General features: G+C 64.5%; 12 protein-coding genes and 1 pseudogene. 4 read left to right on the top strand and 9 right to left on the bottom strand.

The window, feature by feature from the left end; genetic code table 11:
* Positions 1-139: 139 nt before the first annotated feature.
* From ACZ7SW_RS39055 to ACZ7SW_RS39045, 3 genes are all read right to left on the bottom strand, one after another.
* The gene (locus ACZ7SW_RS39055; protein ID WP_470235399.1) at positions 140-4,159 is read right to left on the bottom strand and encodes an Eco57I restriction-modification methylase domain-containing protein; all 4,020 of its coding nucleotides are present in this window, start codon (positions 4,157-4,159) and stop codon (positions 140-142) included.
* Entirely contained in the window at positions 4,156-7,341 is a 3,186-nt protein-coding gene (gene drmD, locus ACZ7SW_RS39050; protein ID WP_470235398.1) for a DISARM system SNF2-like helicase DrmD, read from the bottom strand. The genes ACZ7SW_RS39055 and drmD overlap by 4 nt, the downstream gene beginning before the upstream one ends.
* Before the next feature lie 1,533 nt (positions 7,342-8,874).
* Entirely contained in the window at positions 8,875-9,087 is a 213-nt protein-coding gene (locus ACZ7SW_RS39045) for a hypothetical protein (RefSeq protein ID WP_470235397.1), read from the bottom strand.
* A gap of 50 nt (positions 9,088-9,137) precedes the next feature.
* Between ACZ7SW_RS39045 and ACZ7SW_RS39040 the strand changes: the two genes are divergently transcribed.
* Both ACZ7SW_RS39040 and ACZ7SW_RS39035 read left to right on the top strand, forming a co-directional pair.
* Entirely contained in the window at positions 9,138-11,288 is a 2,151-nt protein-coding gene (locus tag ACZ7SW_RS39040) for an NACHT domain-containing protein (protein ID WP_470235396.1), read from the top strand.
* A gap of 755 nt (positions 11,289-12,043) precedes the next feature.
* Positions 12,044-12,991 carry a cold-shock protein gene (locus tag ACZ7SW_RS39035; RefSeq protein WP_470235395.1) on the top strand — a complete coding sequence of 316 codons (948 nt, stop codon included), beginning with the start codon at positions 12,044-12,046 and terminating at the stop codon, positions 12,989-12,991.
* Between the two features lie 231 nt (positions 12,992-13,222).
* Here ACZ7SW_RS39035 and ACZ7SW_RS39030 read toward each other — a convergent pair.
* The 6 genes and pseudogenes from ACZ7SW_RS39030 to ACZ7SW_RS39005 form a co-directional block, all read right to left on the bottom strand.
* Positions 13,223-14,064, bottom strand: a protein-coding gene (locus ACZ7SW_RS39030; RefSeq protein ID WP_470235394.1) for an IS5 family transposase whose coding sequence is annotated in 2 segments (ribosomal slippage) — positions 13,223-13,719 and positions 13,719-14,064 — 843 coding nt in all. Because the reading frame shifts where the segments join, the coding sequence is not laid out codon by codon here.
* 1,459 nt (positions 14,065-15,523) lie between these two features.
* Positions 15,524-16,696, bottom strand: coding sequence for a Wadjet anti-phage system protein JetD domain-containing protein (locus ACZ7SW_RS39025; protein WP_470235393.1), 1,173 nt, complete (start codon positions 16,694-16,696; stop codon positions 15,524-15,526).
* Positions 16,693-20,097 carry an ATP-binding protein gene (locus tag ACZ7SW_RS39020; protein WP_470235392.1) on the bottom strand — a complete coding sequence of 1,135 codons (3,405 nt, stop codon included), beginning with the start codon at positions 20,095-20,097 and terminating at the stop codon, positions 16,693-16,695. The genes ACZ7SW_RS39025 and ACZ7SW_RS39020 overlap by 4 nt, the downstream gene beginning before the upstream one ends.
* A complete protein-coding gene (locus ACZ7SW_RS39015; RefSeq protein WP_470235391.1) occupies positions 20,094-20,819 on the bottom strand; it encodes a DUF4194 domain-containing protein in 726 nt (241 codons plus the stop codon). Before ACZ7SW_RS39015 ends, ACZ7SW_RS39020 begins: the two co-directional genes overlap by 4 nt.
* Positions 20,812-22,320, bottom strand: a complete 1,509-nt coding sequence (locus ACZ7SW_RS39010; RefSeq protein WP_470235390.1) for a DUF3375 family protein — start codon at positions 22,318-22,320, stop codon at positions 20,812-20,814. Before ACZ7SW_RS39010 ends, ACZ7SW_RS39015 begins: the two co-directional genes overlap by 8 nt.
* 533 nt (positions 22,321-22,853) lie before the next feature.
* Positions 22,854-23,441 (bottom strand): annotated as a pseudogene (locus tag ACZ7SW_RS39005) (S8 family serine peptidase); the annotation flags it as partial.
* Between the two features lie 1,588 nt (positions 23,442-25,029).
* Here ACZ7SW_RS39005 and ACZ7SW_RS39000 point away from each other — a divergent pair.
* Together ACZ7SW_RS39000 and ACZ7SW_RS38995 are read left to right on the top strand one after the other, a co-directional pair.
* On the top strand, positions 25,030-25,191 hold the full coding sequence (locus ACZ7SW_RS39000; protein WP_470235389.1) for a hypothetical protein: 162 nt from the start codon (positions 25,030-25,032) through the stop codon (positions 25,189-25,191).
* Positions 25,192-25,223: 32 nt separating this feature from the next.
* The coding region (locus ACZ7SW_RS38995; RefSeq protein ID WP_470235388.1) for a hypothetical protein at positions 25,224-25,497 on the top strand (274 nt) is incomplete at its 3' end.

Raw genomic sequence — 25,497 nt, 5'->3', positions numbered from 1 at the left:
GCCAGCTGACCCGACGCGGCGTATTCGCCGGTGTCACAGCCGATGCACCGACACAGACAACACGGCATCTTGCTCTGCCGTGTTAGCGCCGATCAAATCGGCGAGCATGACTGCCTCACGACGCTGCGCTGTTTTCCCCTCATCCCTCTACCTCGAACAGTTGCCCTTGGTGGGGCACATCTTGTCCCTCGGCGCGCGCGCGTTTGTGGTTCAGTTCCAGGAGGCGGTCAAGGATTTCAACACGCGCTGCAGGTGAGACGGTCCAGCGTTCCATGTGGCGGTAGGTATGGAAACCGTGTTCGAGAGGGACGTCGTCCCAACCATAGGCGTCCATAGTGGCCTCGTCGACCTCGACATGGATCTCGCGCATTCTGTCGACGTCCGCGGCACCATGGACGTCCCTGTCGTTAACCAAACCGTAGAGCTTGGTCAAACCAAGTTCGCGGCGCAACATGGTCGCCCTGCGCTCCGCGTCGAGCGTCTGTCCCACCGCCTGTAGGCGGTTGGACGAATCCGGTCGCGGGAAAGTCTCAAATACATCCGAAATAGTGTACCTGCTGGCTCCATCGAAACTCGATCCCCACCTCATCGCCCAACTTTGGTGACACGCCGAGCTCAGCACCGCGAGCGATGCCAAATCCTCAAGCACGAAAACTCCCAAAGAATTTGTGAAAACGGCACCGGATCGGAGCCGGAGAGGCATTAGGCTGCCTCTCGTGAGAACTAGCGCCAGCACCGACTCCACCGTCGCGAGCCCACGGTGCAACCCGCGCCCGCGCTCGGCAAACTGCCACCACCGTTCTCGATACTGAGGCTTTTTTACAGTATCGCGTTTTGGCTTGACCAACCTTCGGACACGATCAAGCGCCAAGGGGTGGCGGGCTTGCACAGCCTCCAGACTCAGGTCCGCAAAGTCGATCACGTACGACGACGACCCGGGCGCAGACATCGCATTAACATCGCCCGACACGAGGGGACGAATCACCGCGGAAGAGTCAGGCTCACACTCCATCAGATTTCGAGCCTCGTCTCCATCCAGAACAAACCCCTGACCGGAAAGGATCACCCCCATGAAACCGAGGTTTTCATTCGCCCTGAGACGAAGAGGAGAGCCTTCGACCCGGGACGACGGCTCCAGACTCTCGTTGATCCTCGCAACAGGGTTTCCATCACATCGACAGGACACCCCCTCCCCGAGTGATTGACGGGTCGCCCAGATAATCGAGATGTGGACACTCGCTTCAGTCGGCCACTTTCGCCTCTTCTGAGACGAAAAAATGACCCAACCGCCAGCAAGCATTGGCGCCAAAGAAACCCGACGCGCTTCACCTTCCGACAATGATTCTGAAGCTATAAGTCCAATAAACGCCGCCCTCCCCGTCAACTGAGCCGCCCGAAGGAAAACATATCCAACGAGATCACACTCACCCGTTCTACCCTCAGCTAAAACATTCACGAGGAATTCTCGAAAATTCGATCCCGAGTCGCCGGATATCTTTTTTCCACCCCGGAAAGGAGGATTTCCAATCACTGCGTCGAAGCCTCCATGATCCACCAACACGTCAGGGGCTTCAATAACCCAGTGCAACGGTCGCCACCGTGCATAATCGGTTTCGACCGTGGGCGTCAACCCTTCCTTGAGGATCGCTTCAAATTTTGCTCGGACATCTTCAGCGGTGCTACGTTGAGGAAAGGCCGCTGTTAGCGCCCACGCAAGCACGGCGAACGAGTCGTCAAGCTTCCTGCCAGGCTTGCCGCCGTGAATTAATCCAGTGGCGATAATTCCATCGGCAATATCGCGCAGCTCTGACGTGACCTCCTGGAACTGGCGAAGCAGCCGTTCCTTGCCAACCCGTGAGCGCATTGGATCATGCTCGGCCACCGGACTGGCGAGTTCCCGGCGAAGCCGAGTCGCCTCGGTAAGCTTGGCGTCGATATCGACCAACTCGGTTATGAGGTCGTTTTCCTTCTCGCCAGGATAGATGTGTAGGCGTTTCAGCTGAGCAAGGTCGGTGATGCCGAGCAGCGAGTTGCCGCAGAAGACCTTGTCATCGACAAAAGAGAATGGTTTCGTCGGATCGAGGGAGACCAGCCAGAGGGAAAGCTTGCACATCTCGACGGCCATCGGGTTGATGTCTGCACCGTACAGGCAGCGGGCGACGACCTCACGGATGGCGCGTTCGTAGACCTGGCCGGGCTTCGCCTTCTCTCCCCTGGACATCGCGTCCTCGGCGGTCCACGCTTCGACGACCCGGTGAGCGAGGAATCGTGCTGCAGCGACGAGGAAGGCACCTGAGCCGACCGCGATGTCGGCGACCTTGAGATCGAGGATCGCCGTACTGCCCTTCAGCCGCCATTTGTCGCGGTCATTCTCTTGCAGCGGTCCCGGTTCGTAGACCAGAGGTTCCAAGGCGTGCTGGACGACCTCCTCTGCCAGCGAACGGGGCGTGTAGTGGGCACCGGCATGCTTGCGCGACGGCGTCTCGGTGACGACTAGGCCACCGACCGGGACCACGAGCGGGATGCCACGCAAATCTCGCCGAATCAGGCCGCTCCAGTCGACGAGAAAATCGAGGAGGGCCTGGTCGTCCTTCACGATGGGGTTGAGTTGGCGGACGACCTCGGCACGTTGCTCGTCGGAGAGTTCGGCGTCGCACGCCTTGGCTATCTTGACTGCGGTGTCCGGCTTCGCGGACGGTTGGTCGTGTTTAACCCAGTCTCGGAGCGCTGCGGCGAAGGACTTGCCGTCGGCGCTGGCGTCGTACAGCTCGCGCAAGGTGGCGACGTCGATCTCGGGCTCTTCGCCGTCCTTTCCCTCAAGGCCGATGACGACTTCGTTCTCCACTGTCGTGCAGGTGTACCCGAGGAGGCCTTCGTAGATGTAACCGATCTGCTCGACGTCGATGTCGCGGAAGGAAATGCGGCGGCGCTCGCCTCGGACGACGGCTTCCTGGACCGATTTCAAAATGTGGAGCATGACTCGGTCGCTGACCTTGATACGCAAGCCTCTGTCGTCGGTCGCGGTGAGCCACGGAAAGCGTTCAGGGTCGAGCAGGCTGCCCCCGTAGGCGGGCATTCGCATCTCGTCGTAGTTGACGCCGCTGTGCAGGGCATTGCTGACAGCGAGCAGGCGGTGCCAGGTGTCGTAGGTCTCGTCGAGGAGCTCCTCGCCGTAAGCGGTGCGCTTCTGCAGATCGTCGAGGACGTCACGGATTGCGTAGGAATCCCAGTAAAGCCGCTCAACCGGGAGCATCCCGCGTTCCTCGGCGAAGAGCAGAAAGACCACGCGCATCATGACAGTGACCGAAGCCTGGTATACGTCGTCGGCCCCCTCGGGCAGCGGGTCCGCGTCGCCGGCCGCCGCCTCCAGGCGAGCGCGTGAGAACGAACCGACGAGGAGCTCGACAGCCTTGCGGACCTGAGTACCGAGAGCCTCGGTGATCTCCTCGGCCTCAAGCTCACTACGTTCTAGCAGCTTCGAAAGGCGCTCGTCCGAATCCTTGGCACGGAATCGCCTCTGGTCGATCAGGGCGAGAAAGGCGTCACGGACCAGAGGTTCTTCGCCCCAGGTTGCGGAGTCGGTGACTGCAGACCCGGTCGGCTTGTCGTGGTGCGCCCAGACGACGGCCCACCAGCGACCGTCGGTCACGATGCCAATCTCTACATCCGCCTTGCGGAGGAGCACGGCCATCCGGTCGATCTCGGTGGCGGACCAGCCGTCGAGACCGGGGCCGCGGAGGTCGTCGCTCGGCTCGACGATGCGCAGCAGGGCCGCATGCTCGGTGTCACGGCCTTTGAGGGCCCCATCCGGACGAACGCGAATCTGCTCGCCCGGTGAGTGAATTTCGAAGACAGGCGGGAGGTCGGCGGCGGGGACGCGGAGACCGTCCCAGTCGGCCAATTGGTCGAGGACCGTATCGATCCAAGCGCGGGTGATCTCGGCGTACTCGTCGCAGTTGTCCGCGGTGCGGGCATCGTAGGCGCGCAACCATTCGGTGTGGGCCTGTTTGAACGTGGTGGCACGGTCGCCGGTGTCCCCGATCCGGTCCACGCCAGCGGGCCAGACCGACTTCGCCACCGGAAAGCTGAGGAACGGGCCGTCGGTCTCGAACTGATCGAGCCAGGAGTGGTCGACATCGGTCTTGCGTCGCTTGCTCATCGAATGGTCACCTCCCCGGGGTGGGCGTCGTCGGGTGAGAGCGCGAAGACCACCGCGGCGTGGAACGTGCGGGGTCGGATGTCGGCGTACCGGGCGTCGACCGCAGCCAGTTCGCGTTCACGTTCGTCACCGAGGGCCTCGATACGCTCGCGGATCTGGCGCAGGTCACGTTCGGACTGGCGGCGTTCGTCGTCGAAGAGGGCCAGCTGGTCGTCGTCGGCGAGGCGCTTCGCCTGGCGCAGCGCCTCAGTCAGTGTGTGGCCGAAGCGATCGAAGATCGACTTCACCCGGTCTCGGTCGGCTTGGTGGCGCTCGGCGAGCTGTTGTTCGACGTCGCGCCGGCGTCGTGCGACTCGGTCCTCGACAGCACGGGCGACTCGGGCGCGGAGGCCGTCCGCGCCGTCATTGCTCCATGCGTCGGCGAGCTGCTGGATGACGCCCTCAGGCGGAGTCTGGAGCCTGCCGGAATCCAGCGCTTGCTCCAACAGGGTCTCGGCCTTCCGCTCGCCCACTGCTTGGCGCTTGGCGAGGCGAGTGCCAGCCAGGAAGACCTCCTCGTGGAGCCGGAGCCCGGCCTCGCCGATCAAGACCATGCGCGTGACGGCAGCGGCGAAAGACTCGTCGAGGCCAGGGACAATCACAGCAGTTATGCGTTCGAGGGAGCGTTCGGTGCCCCAGAGAGCAGCGCGGAGCCGCTTGGTTGCTCGTTGCAAGAGCGGGCTGCCGAGGTGTTGGTAGACCACATCCGGGTCACCACCATCGTCGACTGGCGCGAGGATCTGCGGGTCGAAAGCGATCGACCGGAGGTTGTCGGGGTCGAGCCGCGTGCTCAGGCCGCGGGTTACCTGGTCCCAGGACTGATCCAGTAACGGAAGCCGGAAAACCGGCACGTCGGCGCGGTCCGAACCGACCTCCTCCATCGGCGGAATGCGATCGAGTTCGAAGGCGGTCTCGACGACCCGCTGCAAGTTCGCCGGGCGCAAATGCAGTGTGTCGCGACTGGTTGCGAGCTCGTCGGCGAGCCTCGTGAGTTCGGCACCCATTCCCCGGCCTCCGGCGAGCATGGCACGCATCGGATCCTTCTCGGCTTTCGCCTTCTTCGGGATCACGTCGACACCTCCGAGCTGACGCTGGATGTCCGGCGCGATGATCTCGTTGGCCGAGCCGAGGTCCTTCATGATCTGCGAGACCTTGGTGGCTACCCTCGCAAGGAGGTCGACATCCATTGACAGGTCATCATGGGCTACGGCGGGCCGGAAATGACGAATCTCCGGCGCGAGGGTCTGGCCGTAGCGGTCGACACGGCCGATCCGCTGCTCGAGCCGGTTGGGGTTGAACGGGATGTCGAAGTTGACCAGCCGGTGGCAGTGGTTCTGCAGGTCGATGCCCTCTCCGGCCGCGTCGGTGGCAAGCAGGATTCGGATGGGCTCCTTGCCCGGGTCTGCGTTGAAACGCTCGCGGATCAGCTCGCGGTCCCTGGTGTCCGTGCTCCCTGCAATGACGTCGATGCGGTCGGGCTCCCAGCCCTTCTGGCGAAGAAGGGAATGGATCCAGTCGAGCGTATCGACGTACTCGGTGAAAACCACAACGCGTTCGTTGTTCCACTTGCCGTCCGGTCGGCAAACCACCTCAAGGTAGGTGAGCAACGCCGTCAGGCGGGAGTCGGGGCGGGCGTCGTACCTGTGGCCCCAGGCGCTCAGCCATTCAAGGTCCTGCTTGTCTTCGTCGGCGAGCGGAGGCAGGGCGTTCTTGGTCTTCTGCAGCGTCTGCATTTCCGGGTGTTCGACTTTTCCCTCCTCGGTCTCGTCAGCATCAAGCCCGACGGTCTCGTCGTAGAGGCGGTCGAAGTCCTCGGGCAGGCTGCCCGTGCGGGTCTGCCGGTAGGCATCGAGAGTCCTGGCGAAGGAGACCGGAGAGGAGAAGAACCGCTTCTTCAGCAACAGCGTCACTATGTCCTTGGCGGTACGGCTTCGCTTGCTGTCGGCGACAGCCTTGTCTCGACGTTTGGTGAAGGCTAGAAGCCGTTCGTACGCGTCGGACTCGCTTGTCGTCGGTTCATAGAGCAGCGCTTTGACCTCGCGCTGGGCAAAGCGACCCTCGATGTCTCGTTTGAGGCGACGTACGGCGACCTCCTCGAGAGCCTTCTCATCGAGCGCGGTTCCGCGCACAAAGCGCTGGGGATCGATCATCTCCAACAAGGCAGTAAAGGACTCGGTGTAGCCGTTGTGTGGCGTCGCTGAGAGGAAGAGGCGATGCTCGCATCGCTCGGCGAGGTCGCGGACTGCGATGGTGCGCTGGGAGTCGACAGCGTACCCCTGGGTGCGGCCGGCTTTGTCGCGCCGCGTGGGCGCGCTCGGGGCGACGTGGTGGGCCTCGTCCACAACGAGGACGTCGTAGGCGAACCGGGAGGCGGAGCGATCCTGGGCGTGGAAGGCATCGCGAAGTTGACGCTGGGCGCGGGCGCCCGGGAGCCAGGACATCGAGACGATGATGCGCGGGAAGAGAGTGAATGGGTTCGCATGGACGCCGTGGCTGCGGCGGACCGCGCGCATCGTGTCGGAATTGATGATGGTGAAGTCGAGACCGAACTTCTCGGCCATCTCTTCCTGCCACTTGAAGGTCAGACCAGCCGGGCAGACCACGATCGCAGTGCGGGCACGGTGCCGAAGGAACAGTTCCTGCATTACCAGGCCTGCTTCGATGGTCTTACCTAGACCTACATCGTCTGCAAGGAGGAGGTTGACACGCGGGGCACGGAGTGCCCGAACGAGCGGTTCGAGCTGGTAAGGCTCGATCTTGGCACCGGAGCGAAACGGGGCTTGGAGCGTGCTGTCGTCCGCACTGGTCACTGCACCCCATCGGAGCGCATCGATAAACGCTGCCAGTCGGGCAGGGTTGTCGAATCGCTCAGGCTTGATCTCGGCTGGGAGGTCTTGGGGCGGCGTCAGGCTACGGCCAGGCTCAAGCTCCCAGACAACGCGCAGCTCGTCCCCGAGACGATCGTCCTCAACCGACTGGAGACCTACGGCGTGCTGCAACTGCTGCATCGCGTCATCCTGCGCGCTGCGCGGCAGGCTTTGTTGCTGCACACTGGTCACTGCCCAGTTGGCACCCCGGACGTTGACGATCTGGCCTGGCTCAGGCACTGCCGTCCGGACCCCATGGCCTTCCTCGACTCCCACAGGTCTGACCTTATCGACGAAGACCGAAAGAAGAGTCCCGACGCCCCCGAATAGCGGGTGCGCGGCTGCCACATCGCCGACAGGTCGCCAGGCACCTTCTCATCGCGCCAACGGGGCCCGACGTCCCGTGCTGACGCACTCCGGCACGGTGCTGGCCCAGGCTGGCTACAGGCTGTGAAACGCTCGTCAGTGTCCGCTCACTGACCAGCATCGCCTCCGATCGGCCGAGTCAACCACAGCACGGTTCTCGTCTTCGCAGGTCAGACGCTTTTAGACTCCTCCAGCAGCGCGGGCATGATCCGTAGGAGCTTAGCCAGCTTGTCGCGTGCTGGACGACGCCAAACGCGACTGGGGACGGAGCAGCGTCGCTCGGCCTGGTCCGCACCGCCGACCAGAACAGCGGCCAGACCATCCGAGTCCTCGACTCGCAGCGGGTCATCCTCGCGTTCGACCCGGCAACCGACGACCCGAACCTGCTGCGCACCGCCATCATGCTCCTGCGAACGACGGCCATCGCGACGTCCGGGCGCAAGGGAGTCCAAGAGATCGTCACCGCCGAGGACAAGATCACCGAAACGCTGACCCACCTCGCGAAGATCGACTCCGTCAAGAAACTCTCCGCCACATTCAGAAGTCGGCGACGAAGATCGACAGCGAATGCGCGACCCTGAACGCAGCCGTCCAGCGCCTGCTCGACGAAGCACTGATCGCCCTGGACGGAGCGGACGCCGGCGGAGCGCCGAGCGCGGATTCGACAGACCAGCACGGCACCGCATGAACCACCGCGCAGCTGGGCGACCGAAGCTTCGGCCGCCCAGCGTCCTTCGGCCCCGCCGGCCGTCGTTGCGCGCGGCTGCTGCTCGTCAGAAACGAACCCCAGTGGGTACCTCGTCGCCACCGAGCACGCCAGCACAGTTCGACACCGGCAGGCCCAGGTCTCCTCGACCGCCCTCGAAGCGTAGTACGAACGACTCGGAGTTCAGCCATTCGAGAGCTTGCGGCCAGCTGCTGCAAACGCTGGCCTGTACTGATGAGCCATGCCGATGACAGCCGCGACAAGCAGATCAAGGTGCTCTTGCCAACCGAGCCGCCCGACTTGACACCGGCCGTCGCGCGCAGCCTTCTCGCCTTGCTCGTCGACCTAGGCGGAGACACGCCAACGGCAGCACCGAGTCGAACATCGCAATGAAGGACTCATCCAACGTGCACTACCGTGAATCTTCCTGGAAGCAGCCCAGAGCAGCCGCGCGCTCCTAACCCGCAGTGGTGAGGAGCTGTCTGGCCGGTCCTGCGGCAAGTGCTATCGACGGAGCGTGCAGTAGTCGATAGCCTGAGAGGGTGGGGGGATACAGGCCGCTGGGCCCTGAGGTGGCGCGGCAGATTTATGACGGCTTGCAAGGATTACGCCGCAACAACGGGTTTCATGAGTTCGAGGCGTTGTGCCTCGACTTCGCCAACGCGGCCCTGGGCGGTCATTTCGTGCCTGCCACAGGCCCGGTCGGCGACGGAGGAGACGGCGGCCAGGACTTTGCGTCATACATGCGCCTCACCTGGGAAGGCAAGGGGATAGAGGTCGCGGACAAGGTCGTCGGCATCTGCACCATCGGCAGAGGTGACCTCGTCAAGAAGATCCGAGCTGACCTCCGCGCGGTCGCTGCGGATACGCGCGTTGTCGCGGTCTACGCCTTCCTCGCTTCCGACCTGCAGGTTACTCGGATCCAGCGCCTCGAGGAAGAAGCTAAACACACTACGACATCAAGCTGGAAGTCTTCGACGGAAATCGCCTGGCGAAAGCGATGGCTCGGGCGGATTTCGCGGAGATCGCCTACCGCAGGCTCAACCTCGACCAACGGTCTCTGGCCACCGCAGTCCGCACGACCGACGAAGCGCGAACCTGGGCAAGGGAGACGATTCGCGACTCGTACCGCCCTGAGTTCCATGACTACCTGACCGCGGTCAAGGAAGCGAGCAGCCAGCATCCGTGGTCATTCGTCGATCAGATTCCGGATCTGGACAAGCTGTACCAGCCGCAACTGCTTGAGGCAGCTGACCGCTCGACCTGCACCTGGCAGGAAGCACTTGAGCGATCCGAGCATGTGTTCGTCACCGGCCCCGCGGGAGCAGGCAAGTCAAGCCTGATGCGGCACATCGGAGCCGTCCTCTCCAGCCGATGGCTCGGCAAAGAACCGCAGCCCTGGATGCCCGTACCGATCCACGCCCGCGATCTCGCTGCGGGAAAGCCCCTGATCCAGGCGATCCGCGAAGGCGTCGAACAGCGACTCGGCAGTCTGCTGCACCAGCCACTGGACACGGGCTTCTTCGACCACGAACCGTTGTCCGCGCGATGGCTGGTCCTGATCGACGGGCTCGACGAAGTGCGCGACGACGATCAGCGCCAAGAGGCGATCCGAGCTGCCGAGTCAGCGGCCAGCAGGTCCGCGATGCAGTTCGTCATCGCAAGCCGACCAGGCAGTGCAAGCACAATCCCCGGCCCGTTTACCTACTACGAGGTGCGGCAGTTCGACTCAGCCGACGTGAGCCGATTCATCGGACGGTGGCTCGAACTTCGCAACCGCCCCTCCGAGCTCGGCTCACGAAACACATATGCGCTGAAGGCACTGCTCGATCGAAGCAGGTGGGACCCGTCTCCCCTGCTTCTTCTGATGATCTGCACGCTGGACGACAGCGACCCGGGGCAACCACTCCCGGAAACCCTCGACCAGATCTACGCCAAGTTCGCCGAGCGACTCGTCTCCCGCCTGACACCATCCGGCGAACCGGTCACCGACAACCTCCAAAACCAGATCCACACACTGGTCGAGGACGCAGCCACACACCGCCTGTTCGAGGACCCCGAAGCCAGTCTCCTCGATCTGACCATCAAGTCGGCCGCAGCTCACGGCATTATTCCCCCCGCCCCCCTCGCGGCCGACTGGCATCGGACTGTAGAGGAAGTCCTGCTCCGATCCGGGCTGATCACCAAAAGCGGCGACCAACTGGATTTCGTCCACGCCTTGTTCGAAGAGCACTACGCGTTACGCGCGTTCCCCGATCCATCCCCCGACGACCTCGTCGACATGCTCGCCGATCGAGAACTCTGCTACTACAGCGTCGAAGAGCTCGTGAGCGCCAACCTCCAACCTCTAGAACTCCTTGTGGAGAGAACCGGCGACGCGGACTCCGCGATCGCAGCCATCCTGGAGGCCTACCCGAGCGCCGTCACCGTCGTCATCGAGCACTTCGAGCACTACGACCTCGATAAACGAACAGCCAACGCCCTGACAGCAATCGCGGACGACCGCTACATGCCGCTAGAAGTCCAGGCACAGGCTGCGGCTGCGCTCGACGACATCGAACCGGGCGAAGGCATCCAACGGCGGCTCGCGCTGAGCATCAATCTCGACATGGAAGATGACGACCGTTTAAACGTCATCGCCGGCCTGGTCCGTCACGGTGGTCACGTTGCTGCCGCCATCCAGTGGTTGACCTTTGAGACCCTCGACAGCCCGATGTATTCCGACTGGAACTTCAAGGTTGCGCCGCTGGTCTCGTTCTCGGTGTCCGATGAAGACCGAGCACGCGGGCTCCGTCTCATCGCCAGCAGCACCAAACTCCCAATGGATCACCAGATCGAGGCATGTTGCGAGCTAGCGAGGTACGACCAAGAGTTGGCATACCGCCTGCTCCGCAGCTTCACGACGACGCGATGGCTAACAACCATTCTCACCGATGACCAACGAGAAGGCTATACACCGACTCTGCTCAAGCTGTTCATCAAAGACGACACGGTGACCTGCACTCATCGCCTCGACGCCATCGAGTACATCGAAGACAAAGATCCACACCAGGCACGAGACCTCTACGGAACCCTTCTGCACTCCTGCACACTGACCGATCAGCAACGCCAAGCAGTATCGACGGCCATAGAACGCACGACCCACAGTTGAACCAGGCACCGACGCAGGACGGGAGTCAGGGTGCTCGCCCCTCAGGAAGCGGCCAGCGTCGTTTCTCACCAATTTCCCTGGAGCAGATCTGGAGCAAGGCGTCGGTTCCGACTGCGCTCAACGACGGTGAACCGCATTGATCAGAGGACAACTGCTCCATCCGACCAGCAGGCCCTCGATAACTGCAGGTCAGAGGCTTGCCCGGGCCAGACTGGCAGTGAGAGGGTCAGCAGTGCTGTTCCCGCAGGTCAGAACTGCCCGTCCAACACGGTTCCCCGCAGCCTGGGGCAGTGCCGCAAGACGTGTAGCCCGCTGAACAACTCGCCGGACGCACTGCCGCGAACTATCTCCCGACGGTTCTTCGAATAATGCAGTCGAACATGCCAGTCACCGTACCCTTCCTCCATGCCCGTTAATGCGAGAAACGATGTTTCCGCCGTCGATTAAGCCGAACTCTCGCACGTCGACATCACTACGAGAACCTTCCTGCTCGTCGACTGAATTCACGAACAGGGCCACAGCCCGTCGAGAATCTGTCGCGACAGTCGTCGCTGAGACGTCGAAAAGACCCACCCCGTATTCGGAACGCACAGTTTCGGCTCCTTAGATCTGGTCTCAAAACTCGGCGTGTCGCTAGGTGAACCAACGGCCCGCCCCTGGCTCCGCACCGCCCGCCTGTGGGCCCGGCCCGACGGACCGGAGGTCTGTCAGGGAGACTGGGGGCCAGTGCCCGCCCTCTCGACCTGGAGCCTTTGATGCCGCAAGGAACCGTCCGTTGGTTCGACGCCGAACGTGGTTTCGGCTTCCTCGCGCCCGAGGACGGCTCGCCGGACGTGTTCGTGCACGCCTCCGAGATCGTCGGGGACGGCGGCGCGAAACTGCTCCGCGAGGGTCAGGCCGTCGCGTTCGAGGTCGGCGAGAACGACCGCGGTCCCCAGGCGCTGCGCGTTCGCGTCACCGCCGATGCGGCCACCGGCAGCGCCGTGGGCCTGCTCGGCACCATCAACTGGTACGAGCCGGGCAAGGGGTACGGCTTCGCGTCGCCGGACGGCGGTGGCGCCGACATCTTCGTGCACAGCTCCGCCATCGTGACCGGCGGCGTGGTCACCGAGGGGCAGCGGGTGGCCTTCCTGATCGTCGAAGGCGAGCGCGGCCCGCAGGCCGGGCACGTGATCCCGCTGGGAGCAGGGGCCGGCTCACCCGCCGCGGCTGGTAACGCGGACGGTGCCGACGGCACGGTGGCCTGGTACGACGAGGACAAGGGCTTCGGCTTCATCAACCCCGACTCCGGCGCCGGGGACGTCTTCGTTCACGCCCGGGCCCTGACCGAGGGGCTGACGTGGCTCGCGGAGGGCGACCGCGTCGCCTACGAGGTGGCCAGTGGAGACAAGGGCCCGCAGGCCCGCGACGTGCACCTGGTCCGGGGCGCCGAGCCCCAGACGGCGCCGCAGCGGCCGGCACCTGCCGCGGCCGCAGGGCCGGCGGCGCGGGACGTGCCCGCACGAGGCGGCGAGGGCGTCGTCGCGCGCTACGACGACGACCGCGGCTTCGGCTTCATCACCCCGGACGCAGGCGGCGACGATCTCTTCGCCCACGCGTCCGTGATCATGGGGTCGGAGCCGCTGCAGAAGGGTGACCGGGTCCGGTACGCGGTGCGTCAGAGCGACCGGGGCCCGCAGGCCGACCGCATCGAACGCCTCTGAAGAGGCGGCCCCACCGATGGCTGATCACTTCCCCGACGAGAGTGCTCGTTCATCCCCGTCGATAGTGCCGTCAGCAACGCGGCTGCAGTCTCCTCCAGGAGATCGATCTCCCTCGTGGTGACGGGGGCCCCGTGCCGACCCGAGGACCTGCTCCGCGCTCAGAAGCTCACCAGTCACCCCCACCCAACGACACAGAGCTACCGATGTATCCCAAACGAGTGAATGGATGCGTTAGACCTGGTCGCAGAGCTCGATCTTTATGAGCCGACGGACGTTGATCACGGTGCAGGCCAGCGTGAGTAGCGCCAGCGTGGTGCGTTCGGTCCGGTCGTAGCGCAGCTCGAGGCGTTTGAACCGCAGCAGCCAGGAGATGGTGCGTTCGACGACCCAGCGGACCCGGCCGAGGCGGGACTTGCCCTCAATCCCGCGCCGGGCGATACGGACCTTGATACCGCGGCGGGCCAGGTAGCGGCGGCAGCGGCGGTAGTCGTAGCCCTTGTCGGCGTGCAGCTTGTCCGGTCGGCATCGAGGCCGGCCCGCCCGGCCGTGGTGGCCACGCACGGTCGGGTTCGTGTCCAGCAGCGGCTCGAACAGCATGCTGTCGTGGGTGTTTGCCGCCGACAACATGATGTGCAGCGGTAGCCCGTTCGCGTCGCACAGAACGTGGTATTCGGAGCCGGCTTTACCCCGGTCAGTGGGGCTGCGGCCGGTCAGCTCGCCCCCCTTTCCGACCGCACCGACACCGCGTCGATGCAGCCTCTGGTCCAGTCGAGCTCGTCGATGTTAGACAGCTCGTCGAGCACGAGCTGGTGCAGCCGGTCCCACACGCCGGCGTCCTGCCACTCACGTAACCGCCGCCACGCGGTGTGCCCGGAACCGCATCCGAGCTGCTCAGGTAGGTCTCGCCAGCGGCAGCCGGTGTCGAGCACGAACAAGACCCCCTCTAGCGCAGCACGGTCATCGATCCGGGGCCGCCCACCCGGCCCGCGCGGCGCTGGTCGGGACGGGATCAGGGGTTCGATCAGCTCCCAGAGCCGGTCTTCGACCCGCCGCTGCTGCGTCGTCCTCGCCACGACTGCCCACGATCGACGACCAGGACCGGCAGGTTACGCAGTGACACACCCTTAAGTTTTGAGACCAGGTCTTAAGGCCGACGCCGTTATATCCAAGCGACCTGGAAGACCGCGCTGCCGAGCGGAACTCCGCTCTAGAATTCTGGATCACGCCGCGATGCCACCACGACAAGCGCAGCTCCCCGAGCACGGCCAGCTCGATCGTCACGCCTGTACGGCACCCGATCACGGTGCACAACACGACGACTGACGTCCTAGCGCAGGATCTCCGGACAACGCACAATCCACGGCTTCATCACGTCTCCGGTTCTTCCAAACAGCTGCGACGTTTGACCCGCAGGCCACACTGATCAACTCGTCCGCGGACGACCCCGACGATCTCCAGGCCCGAACCGCGCAGCGAGGCATCGCAGACCCGCACGAGACCGGCTGCCTGACCGTGCACGCCTGGCACCGTTCCAGGACTCGATCAGCAAACCGAAGCTGCCACGAACGTCGCATGCACACGCCGAGCGACGAGTCGACATGTCGAGCGGGGGGTAGCCACGCCAGTACCGCCAGCGGCCAACGCGGCGTCGCCGCCCCACGGCCCCGAACTGCCACCGGCTACCACAGTCGGCCGTCAGCGGCCCCGACAGCTGACCGCTTGGACGACCGTCAAAATCGACACTAAATCGCCCCTACTTACGGGTAGGAAAAAAGCCCAAGTCATTGACCTTGGGCTTTGTTCCCCCGCCTGGACTCGAACCAAGAACCCTCCGGTTAATTGTTGCAAACAATTTCGATTCGATGCCATTCGATCCCAGCTGGAACGTTTGCAAAAGTTCATGCCCTGATTCGATCTCGATCGCCCTCAATCTGTGGCCAAAATCGACAGTAAATCGCCCCTAGTTCGACTGGCGACACCCGTCGTTCCGTCAGCCGCCGCCCGTCCGCCCGGCTGCCGCTTGCATAAAGGCAGTTCCAGCGCGTCATTGAAGGCTTGAGCGATACTCCAGGAGGCCTACTCGCTGGGACCCCGTTCCAGTTCATGGCGGACGCTGTACCGCGGATCGGATTCCAGCATCTGGCGGATCTGGTCGAGGGCTTCCGTCGGTTCGGTGCTCTCGCCGACGAGCACGGCGTACGTTTGTCGGCGGGGGCGTAAAGGACAGCGCTGGGATAACGCCGTCGCCGAATAGTTTTCGCTACCATCAAAGCGGAATTGATCGATCGGCGCGGCCGGCCTACCCGGGTTGCCGCGCACAAGGCGGTTTCGGCTACATCGAAGGCTGGCACAACACCCGCCGGCTGCCTCCTAGCCTCGGCTACCCAGCTCCAACACCTACGAATCCACCCACCGGATAGCCTGACCACCTCAACGACCCCGTCCGTCAAAACGGGTCAGCCCCACCTCCCGACGAAGTCCCGAATGGCCTGGAGCTGGCTTGGTGCTCGTCGGTCAGGCACGACGACGGGTCTAGGTCGATCGAGTCCGCCCTATTCCACGCAGCTCCGCTACCGCATCAGCAGCCACCGACAGCGGTAGGCGCTCCTGCTCGATCCGCCGATGACCGCGCAGGTCGGGGCGCAACAGCAGCTCGTAGACCTCGCGTTCCCCCGGCGTGAGCAGCGGCAAGGCTTTGGGAATGGCCGGTTTCAACGGCACGCCCTTCTTGTCTGTGTCGGTGCCGAATCGCTCGTAAGTCTCGTAAGTCGCCCGGTCCATCAAGATGCTGCCAACCTCGACGCCATCCTCGCGCCAGCCGTTCAGGATCTCGTAACCGTGCGTGTCGATGTCACCCCAGTAGCAGAGGCGGGGCGCGCCGGTCAGCCAAGGGAACGCCGCCGCAGTCTTGCCGCCGAAGCCGTCGCCCTCCACTGCGATACCGCCCTCGACCGGCGGGAAATTGAGGGCGGTATCCTTGTTTTCGGAGATCACGACGACCTCCGGGCGGTAGGTCGGCGCGAAAGCGTCGCCGACCGTCGCGCTGTCGTAGCGACGCCTACCCAGCTTGCGGTATCCCGGGTCCAGATAGGTGAAGTGGATACGAGCCGGATGCGGAGGCAGAAGGCCAAGTCCCTCCTTGCAGCTGAGCGCCGTAATCAAGGACTGATGAGTGTTCAACCACTTGGCATGCACCCCGGGCACAGGCACTTGCCGCGGGGTGAGCCCCGCCGCGTCGTTCACCTGGAACCAGCGAGCGACGGTCTGGAGCAGGTCGAAATCGACGTCACTGTATTCGTGCACGGCCCGGATCACAGTGGCAAGGTTCTCCGACGCCGGGAACGCGTCGATCAAACGCGCAAGCCGTTCTCGAGCCCGGCTCAGCTTGACGTCCCAGCCGTCCCCGGCAACCGAGGCCGCCGCCTCAATCGAATCGATTTCGACGTGGGTGGGGATGTCCTGCGTTGTGCTGTACACGCGCTTCGGAGCCGTGAGCAGTCGAGCCGGGCGACCGCTCACCCATTCGCGCCACGCCCGCCTCAGCGGTTCATACGTGGTTTGCCACTCGTTCTCCAGGACGGTCTTCGTAGTCGTCCCCAGAGAAAAACGGTGCGGCCAAGACACGGTCGTCCCCGTGAGGTCGGTGGCCCACGTGTTGCCGAGTCTCCTGCGAATGTCACCGGCGACGGCAGCGGGCGCCTTCACGCGGACTCCTCCGCTGCCAGCGCCCGCACGGCACGGCGGGTCGTCGGCGGCAGTGCCTTCACCGACGAATAGCCGCTGGCGCTCTTTGCCATGTAGAGCACGTGGTCGGCGTGCGGTTCGAGTGCGGTGAACTGGCCGTACGGCGCGCCGATGATCAACTGGAAACCAAGCCCCTTCCACGCGTCGACGGCCCGCCCGGCGAACTCACTGTCGGCCTTGACGAACCCTTCGTCCAGGAACACCGGCGCGAACCGCGGGCGGGCATGGGCTTCGTCGCCCAGCTGGAACCGGAGCGCGGCTCCGACGATGAAGGCGACCAGCTCCTGGGTCTCCCCGCCGGATTTACCCCCGAGAGCCGCGTAAGTCGACCGTTCGCGACCTTCGTCGTCGTAGGACACCGCGGTGATCTCGATGTGCTTGCGCACGTCGAGAAAATAGTCGCGGTGGGACTTGCCAGGGGCGTCGGTGCGGATGTGCCGCATGAAGCGGCGAAGCCGGGTGAACCAGTTCTGGACCTGTTCGTCGCTGAAAGTGTCAGTGTCCGCCCGGGAAAGAACGCTGAGTTCTCTCTTGAACTTGACTACATCGTCACGGCGCAGCTCCCGGAGATCGATCTTGAGTCGGTACCGGTGGGCCCCGAACGGGAGCCGGGCGAGGATCGCATTGACTGGTTCGAGCCGGTTACGGATGTCCTCGACCGCGAGGCTGAAGGCGCCGGCGAGCGGCACAAGGTCCTGGCCGGACCAGTCGGTGAGCCGCTTCGTCCACTCCCGCCGGCGTTCGTGCAATCCGGTCCCGGTGATCGCGTCGAGGATGCGCCGGTACGAGACATGGTCCTCCACGGAGGCCGAGAGGCTGGGGTCGGGCCACCGTCCAAGGTAATTCCGGAACGTCTCCTCGAGCGATCTTTCGGCATTGTCCGCTTTCCCCCTGGCACCCTTGCCGCGCTCGGCGAGCTTGCCTTTCAGCCGTCCGGCGCCGACTTGGAATCCGGCGCGGTCACCGACTGTCGCGACCAGCGCGAACTCGGCGGTCAGCAGTTCGGCCTGTTCTTCGGTCAGGGTGACGACCTGGTCCCGCTCGATGCGCTGGATTTCGTCGACGACGTGGTCCTTGCGCTTGATGACTTTGCCGCGCTCGGCTTCCAGTCTTTCGAGTTCAGCGCCGAGTGCACCGATTTCCCGGCCGGCGTTTGTCAACGCGGACTTGAGGCGCTCGAGTTCCTCGTTGAGCGCCCGCAGCGCGTCGTCCGACTCGAGAAGACGCTTCTTCTGCTCCTGAAGCCGCTCGATGTCCGCCCGGATGCTGTCCGGATCGATACTGCGCCACGCGGTCGCCAGCACGAGCTCGTGTGCTGCCTTCGCGGTGTGCAGGCCGTTGAACTCGATGTCCACGGCTTGGCGCCGCCGGTCCATTCCGTCGAGGATGTCCTCGAGCTCGCCGAGCCGCAGCTTGATCTCGGCGACCCGCTCTTCCTTCGAAAAGCCGATCACGTACGGGGCGTTGAGCTCACCGTGAGCACCGGAACGACCCTGCCGGGTCTGACCATTGACCGTGACCCGGCGTCCCCCGCCGCCGAGTTCTTCCGCGGTTTCGACGCACAGCGCATCGGTGTTCGAAGCGGTGATGCGGTCCTGCACCCAAGCGGTAAAGGGCGTGTTCTTGAAGGCGAGCTTGCCCGACACGAACCGCGGGTCCATGTTCTCCGGTTCGAACTGCGCGAGGTCGATCCCTTCGAAGTTAACCCGCCGCGGCAGTCGGACGCCGTCGATCAGGCGGGAAATCCGGTCGAGGTGCCGGACGTCGACGAGCAGAATCCGGGCGACGCTGAACAGCGTCGTTTCGACGGCCTTCCGCCACTGTTTGTGCTCGGGCCGGACGTCGATGAGCTCTCCGGCGAACGGGAGGTTCTTCGGATCGATGCCGGTCGCTTCGGCGATGAGCATCCGAGCGTCGTGCAGGCCCCGGTCCATGCGGCCGTCGCGATCCCGCAGTGACCTGAGCTCTTCGCCGAGCTCTTTTTTCTCGTTGCTAGGCCCATAAAGGTCGGTGTAAAGCGCCCTTCGGCGTTCCTCGACTGCTTCAAGCGCAGACCCGAACCCGGCAAGGAAGTCATTCGCTCGCTCCTGCGCCGCTCCGAATTCCGCCTCCGTGTCGATCCGCGCGCCGAGACAGGCCGTCGATCGGTCGAAGCTGCCGCGATGTACTTCGGCAGCCAGGAAATCCTGCTCCAGCACAGCGACGTCCGCATCGATCCGCTCGAGCGTCGCTTGAGATTCGTTGTCACCGAGGTCGGCTTCGACGGCTAGCTTCTCCTTGTGAAGACGCGCTTCCCTTTTCTCCGCAACGGACTTCTGTTCTGATTTTCGCTTGCGTTGGTCGCGAAGGTCGTCTTCGGCTTCCTCAAGCAAGGTGTCCTCGGTAGCCAGCTTCCACAACTCGAACGGGCTGTCCCCGGTGCGGTGTATCCCGAAGGTGTCGATGAGCCGGGCGTCCGCCAGCGCTTTTTCCCGCTCCTCGCAGAGTTCTGGCACCCGCGCAAGGGCCTCCGCCTTCTTCGCCTCAGTCGCCATGGCTTCGTAGGCGTCTTCGAGGTCCTTGAAGTGACCGATCGCCGCGTCGGCTGCCTGGTAGGTTCCCGGTGTCTCGATGACCATCGACTTGTACAGGTCGTCGACGGTGCGAACCTGCTGCCCACCTTGAATCCGGGCAAGCAGCCGGACGGCCTTGGCACCGTCGCCCTGAGCCCCGATGCCGAGCCGCGTGAAGAACGCTTGGGAGAAGGCGCCATAGGATTCGTGCATCTTCAAGTTCGGGAACCGGGCGGTCACGGCACGTTTGTCGAACTTGCCCTCGGCGAACTGCTCGAGTTCCCGCAGGTCGATGGCACCGTCGATGGTGCACATCTTGCGGGTCAGATCGCTGTCTCGTGCAGCGGACCGCGGAACGTAAAACAGCCGCGCGAGGGTGTAGCGGCGTTCGCTGTCGTCGATGAAGGTCACCGCCAGGGCGCCCCAGGTTGCCGAGTCACGACCACGCAGAACCTGGTCGGAAAGCTCGCCGGTGCCGGTGTCCCGGCCGGTGTCCAGTTTGCCTCGCAGGTACGAAACCAGGCTGCGTTGGTCGGCGCTGCGCGCCCGGCCGACGGTGGCGTCGTTCGACGCCCCGTTGAACGGCGTGTTCGCGTCCATGACCAGCGCGATGTAGCCGTCGAGCAGCGTCGACTTACCAGTGCCCGAAGCACCGGAGAGCAGCGTCGTGGTGCTCGCGAACTCGACGGTGCAGTGGCCGTGGAACCCACCCCAGTTAACCAGCTGCAGCGTCTCGACCTTCCACTGCGGCGTTCCCTCGCCGGCTCCGGGCAGGTACCGGACCGAGGGCTGGGTCGCATCTGCCGTCACGACGTCACCTCACTCTCCGTCACGGCGGTATCGGCGCGGTTCTCGTCGATGAGCCATTCCCACAGCTCGTGCAACCGGGGCAGCGGCAGCAGCACCGCGATGACCGGGGAGACCCGCAAGCGGGTGGAGTCGTTGGTCCGCGCGAGGACCTTCGCCTTGAGGAGGCTTTCAACCGCGTTGACGGCCTTTGCCTCATCACCGGACCGGTTGGTCGCGGAGGCGGGGCGGAACGAGGCGACGTGGGCGACGAGTTCGTCCCGCTCGATGGTGACGTCGTCGTGCCCAGCAGCCTGCTCACTTTGGAACCGATGCCGGAGGAAGACCAGCATGATCGTCTCTTCCCGTGTGTACGCCGTGTCATGCAGGAGCGTCGGGAACTCCTTCGCGCCGCCTTCCGCGACCGCCTGCCGCTTGAACGCGACTTCGAAGTGCCGGTCCAGGTGGAGGTCCAGGAATAGGTCGTTCAGGCGGGCTTTTATCGGCGCGGGATCCTCGCGGATGACCCGCCATTCCGCGGGGTGCTGCGCGGCCGAAATGAACCGGTTCTTGAGCAGGATCACCAGGGCTCGGCGCTGAGCGAGCGAGAGCCCACCCGTGTCCCCCTCGAAAAGCGCGAACGTCGACTCGCCTTCTTCTGGCTCGACGGCGTCGCCGGGTTCGTCGATGAAGCCGGTGTCGTCGTCGAACTCCGCCCCGGAAGAGTCGGCCGTTTCGTCACTCATCGCCGGCTCCTTCGAGCGACCAGCCATCGAGTGTCGCCACCTCGTCCGGGGTGAGCGTGATGGCAGGCACCAGGAAGTTCCGTCGATTCCCGTCCGGGCGGATGGATTCGAAGACTTCCGGACCGGCGTCGTCCCGAAGAGCACCAACCCCGTTCACGACGTGCAGGAGCCCGAGCACCTCGACAGGCCGGCGCAGGCGCGCCGGCAGCTCGTTGAACATCCGGCCGACGGTGCCCATATCGCCGGTCGCGAACGCGTCGACAAGGGCGAGCCGCAGTTCTTCCAAGGACGGACCGCCTCGCAAGCGCAGCTCCTCGACGGTCGGCGGTTCCGGGGCGTCCTCCTCGGCCTCTTCCAACGGCGGGGGTGGCGCTGCCGAGGCCGGATCCCACAAGCGCTCACGAAAGTGACCGACCTTCGCGGTCGGCGGCAGGAGCCCGACCGGGACCGTCGCCCGAGGCCCGGCTGTCTCCATCCACGTCGCCAGTTCGCGGTCGATGCCGCGCAGCACCCGCCCCAGCTCACGCTCCTGGAGGACGTCGTGGTTCACGATGTGCTCCTTCAGCGTCGCGGTGAGCCGCCGGCGCTGCGCGAGCACGTCCTTGGTTCCCTGCCGGATCACCGCCTCCGCACCACGGATCTCGCTCAGGTCCTGGGTCTCGAGAACGGCGGCCGCGGGGTGCGCGAGGATCACTTGGACGTTCTCCCGCAGCTCGAGCAGGAGCACGTCGTCGCGCAGCAGCACGAAAGCTCCATCGAACGCCCGACCTTCCGGAGTCGCCTTCACCAGCTCGTCTTGGTCGCGCAGGTATTCGTCGAGCACCTCGGCGACGGCACGGTCCTCGTCGCGAAAGTCCCTGAGGATCTTGCGGTGCATGTCGAGCACCGATTCCTCGACGCGCTTGAAGTCCGAAGGTAGTTGCCCGATCAGGTCGATGAGGTTCGTGTAGCCGTCCAGCATCCGGTCGTCGGACGCGGCGGCCACTTCACCGCCCGCTTGCAGTCGGTCCCGCTCGGCTTCTAGCTCGTGGATCTGCGCGTTCAACCGCTCGATGCGTGCATCGGCGTCCGGCGCGGCTTCGAGCGCCCATCTTCGGACCGTGTCAAGGATTGTCGTCAACCGCGACTCCGATACGAGCACTCGATCTCGGGACATGCTCTGTACGAGGTCGATCGCCTCCAAGGCGAACGAAGTCAGCGAATATTCCAGGCTTCCGTCCTGAGCGTTGTCCCTGAACAACCACTGGTCGTTCACCCACGAGTTGCACAACGATCGTCCAGTCGTGTTCGGTGGCACATCGACGCCGTTCCCCTGCAATTCGTCGAGCAGAGTGTCGACCTGCACGTGCAGCCGATCGGCTTGCACCGAACGACGATCGCGGGAGAAGGAACACCGGAAAACCGCTACCCGGAACGCCGCCCACTTGCCGTCCAGCAGCCGGAGCGTGGGCCGTTCAAGGGCATCTCGCACCCGGGCGTGTTCGCCGACGACCTCGCTCACATACCCTCCCCGTGCCGGACCCGAACCTCCCCGAGACGGTAACCCCGGCCACCGACAGTTTCGGCACTTCCGCTTTCTTCGGTGGTCGCCAGTTTCAGGACGAGCGTTTCCCATGGCAGGCAATCGTTACGATCTCGTGGTACGGGAAGTGAATGTGTAACAACGGCGCAGCTGCGGATCAGCCATCCGGCCGATCCGAACCTGCATTCCGACCGATGCGGGTGAGGTCATCCGCCAGCAGTCATCGGTGCCGTGACTTTCGATCCGATCACCGATGTGGCAGCGAAATTCCTGGTCAGAGTGGCCGCGCGGCCCGCAGGCAAGATCCTCTCCGCGATACTCGCCGGACTGCTGCTCTCATTAGGCAACAGGGGTAGTCGCTGCGACCGCGCCGATTCCCTCTGTCTCGACATCTTCCCGCTCGAGCGGGGCTCCGCGCGGGAGCCGAGGGCGACGGCAGGCACGCTCACCCGCAGATCGAGACGCCCGCTCGGTCGACCAGCCAGCGTGGCCCCTGAATCACACGACCAGCCTTAAGCTCCAGCTCGTCGCCTGCGCCGCACGACAGCTCCGAGCAGAACAAGGAGCACGACGCCAATTGCACCGCCGACGGCGTACCACCGCCAGGACGTCGCACTGGCTGGTGCCGGTCTGCCCGACGGCAATCCCGAGTCAGCGGCAACCGGCGCGGTCAGCGCACGCAGCGGATCGACGATGCCGAAGCCGAGCTGGTCGTCATGCCGACCGGAACTCGGGGAGTCCGCGGTGTCGATAAGCTGGCGAATGATTCGTCCTGCGGTCAGCTCGGGGTATTTCGACCACAGAAGTGCGGCCGTCGCGGTCACGTAGGGCGCGGCGAGACTCGTGCCGTCGCTGCGAAGATAGCCTCCATGATCGTTCGCCGATCGGATGTCCACGCCTGGTGCGGCCACGACCGCCTGCGGCCCTGATGCGCTTCCGGGCCAGAAGCGTTTGTCGACGTCGACCGCGGTCACGGCGACTACGCCGGGGAACGACGCCGAGTATCCGACCGAGGGGCCTGTCTGGGACGTGTTGCCTGCTGCCGCCACGACCACCGCGCCCTTGTGCAGAGCGTGTTCCACCGCAGCTCGCACGTTCGGGCTTTCGACTCGGAACCCGGCCGACCGCTAACACGGCTATCCACTGACCGGCCTAGGACCCGACAGCGTGTGCCGTTAGATCAGAGAAGCCTGCGTCCGCCGCCCGATGCTGCACGCCGATCCGCACCAACGAGACCGATCAGCGGAAGACCGTCGCCGATCTCAGAGACCGAGGCCCGACCCAACAGCTGGCAGGCAAAACGAGGACCTAGAGCCACAAGCCTTGCGCGCCGCCACCACCCAAACTGCCCGACCTTGACCACACACTGCAATACCCTGTCCGCATCCCTGCCTCCGCTGTTCAAGCGGAGGTGGTCCGCCCCGCGACCGCAGCGCGCCGCACGATCGTGCGTCTTCCTCGCGCGGACTCAGCACAAGCGAATGAAAATCCACCAACCGCCAGGTAAACTCCCAGGTCAAGAAGTGTTCCCCCCGCGCGAGCGGGGGTGGTCCGCTGCCTCCAGAAAGGCCGAAGCCCCCGCTCCAGTTCTCCCCGCGCGAGCGGGGGTGGTCCCTCGCGCTCCCGATCGGTCGGCACCATCGTCTTGTCTTCACCTCGCGTGCGGAGGTGGTCCTTGCCCGGTCCGTTGCGGACTGGTCATGTCCCAGTTCTCCCCGCGCGTGCGGGGTGGTCCCAGCGCGATCGGCTGAGTCGCCACCGCGGCATCGCACTCCCCGCGCGAGCGGGGGCATGACCGGCCGGCCGCACTTTGCGGCGCAAGTCACCGATGTGCTTCCCCGCTCGACCTGGGCCGACATCGTCGATCACAACCGACGACCGATCCCGGCCTTCCTCGTCACCCCAGGCTCTGGACAACACACCCGCACCGCGAGACAACACGGTGGGCATGAATGCGCATGCGCATTCATGCGAATTTTCCTGGAGCAGATCTGGAGCAGGGCCATGGTTCCAATGACGCCGAACACCGTTGAACCGCGCTCAGATGCGGTCAACTGCGGCGCCCGTTCTGCAGGTTCTCGATAACTGCAGGTCAGGGACGCGCCCCGGCCACTGGCAGTGAGGGGGTCAGGGGTTCGAGTCCCCTTAGCTCCACAGTGACGAAAAACCGCCCGTGGGATCCAAAGGTCCAGGCAGGGCGGTTTTTTCGTACTGCCGGATCTTGAGGTTTACGATGCCGAAATTCAGCTACCGTTCAGTAGCTGGAGCAATCCTAGAGCAGACCGTGACCCCATTTGAATTTGGGCACCGACTCTGCTCCAGAGCAGTCGACCGATTGGGCGATATCGCCGAGGTTCTTCGCGACCGACGGGCGATGCCGACCAGGCTGCCGCCGGTGATACTTCGGCGCCGGATAGCGTCCGCGCACGCCCGTAACGCTTGGCGGCTTGCGCCGATGTGAACTTCGCGGTCGGAGTGCCAGGCGCGATCGAGTCCGGCGTGATCAGCACCCGCCCGGTCGAAAGAGGCGGGCGCGGAAGAAGTGAACCTTGCAGGACGGGAGCGGTCCTCGTGGTCCCGGCGGTGCTGGCCCGCGTCGTGCGCTTGATCGCCGAAGGCAGCTGAACTGGATTCCGGCGCGCGGCGCGAGAGGCCACGACACGATGAGGCGGCGTCTGCGAGCCGATCGTGGAAGTTCGCGCCGACGCGACCGTGATCGGCGACAGCCGATCGTTCGTTGAGCTTGATGATCTGGCTGGTGCCGTCAACGTCGACGCGCCTGAAAACTTGCTGCCGCCGGTGCGCAATCATTCGACCTTCCGCTCGCTTCGATCGCGGAGATCGATCTGACGGCCACGACCCGGCTTACCACTCATACGGCCATGCTTGTTCCGCCGACTGTCAACGGCAGCAACGGGCATGTGGCCACGAAGGCCGACTGGCCATTGTGGCCCGCTGCGGTACCAGGCGACCTTTCCAATATCGACCGCGATCCGCGCCCTCTGGAACAAGGGCCGCTGGCCTGTGCCGCTCCGACGTTTGCGCCCGTCGCCAACGAACGCTTAGAGCATGTCTCATTTGGTGAGTTTCTTGTAGCAGGTGATGGCGGCGCCGAGGGCGAGGAAGGCGAGGTAGTGGCTGGGTTTGCGTTCGTAG

This window comes from Amycolatopsis sp. NPDC114484 (assembly GCF_055633755.1).
The sequence above is the reverse complement of the archived record's forward strand: the minus strand, read 5'-3'. Positions and strand labels throughout refer to the sequence as shown.

Bases quoted from the DNA above. Each gene is read 5' to 3' on its own strand.
- ACZ7SW_RS39055 (WP_470235399.1), bottom strand. From the start codon at position 4,159: ATGAGCAAGCGACGCAAGACCGATGTCGACCACTCCTGGCTCGATCAG.
- ACZ7SW_RS39040 (WP_470235396.1), top strand. From the start codon at position 9,138: ATGGCTCGGGCGGATTTCGCGGAGATCGCCTACCGCAGGCTCAACCTC.
- ACZ7SW_RS39035 (WP_470235395.1), top strand. From the start codon at position 12,044: ATGCCGCAAGGAACCGTCCGTTGGTTCGACGCCGAACGTGGTTTCGGC.
- ACZ7SW_RS39015 (WP_470235391.1), bottom strand. From the start codon at position 20,819: ATGAGTGACGAAACGGCCGACTCTTCCGGGGCGGAGTTCGACGACGAC.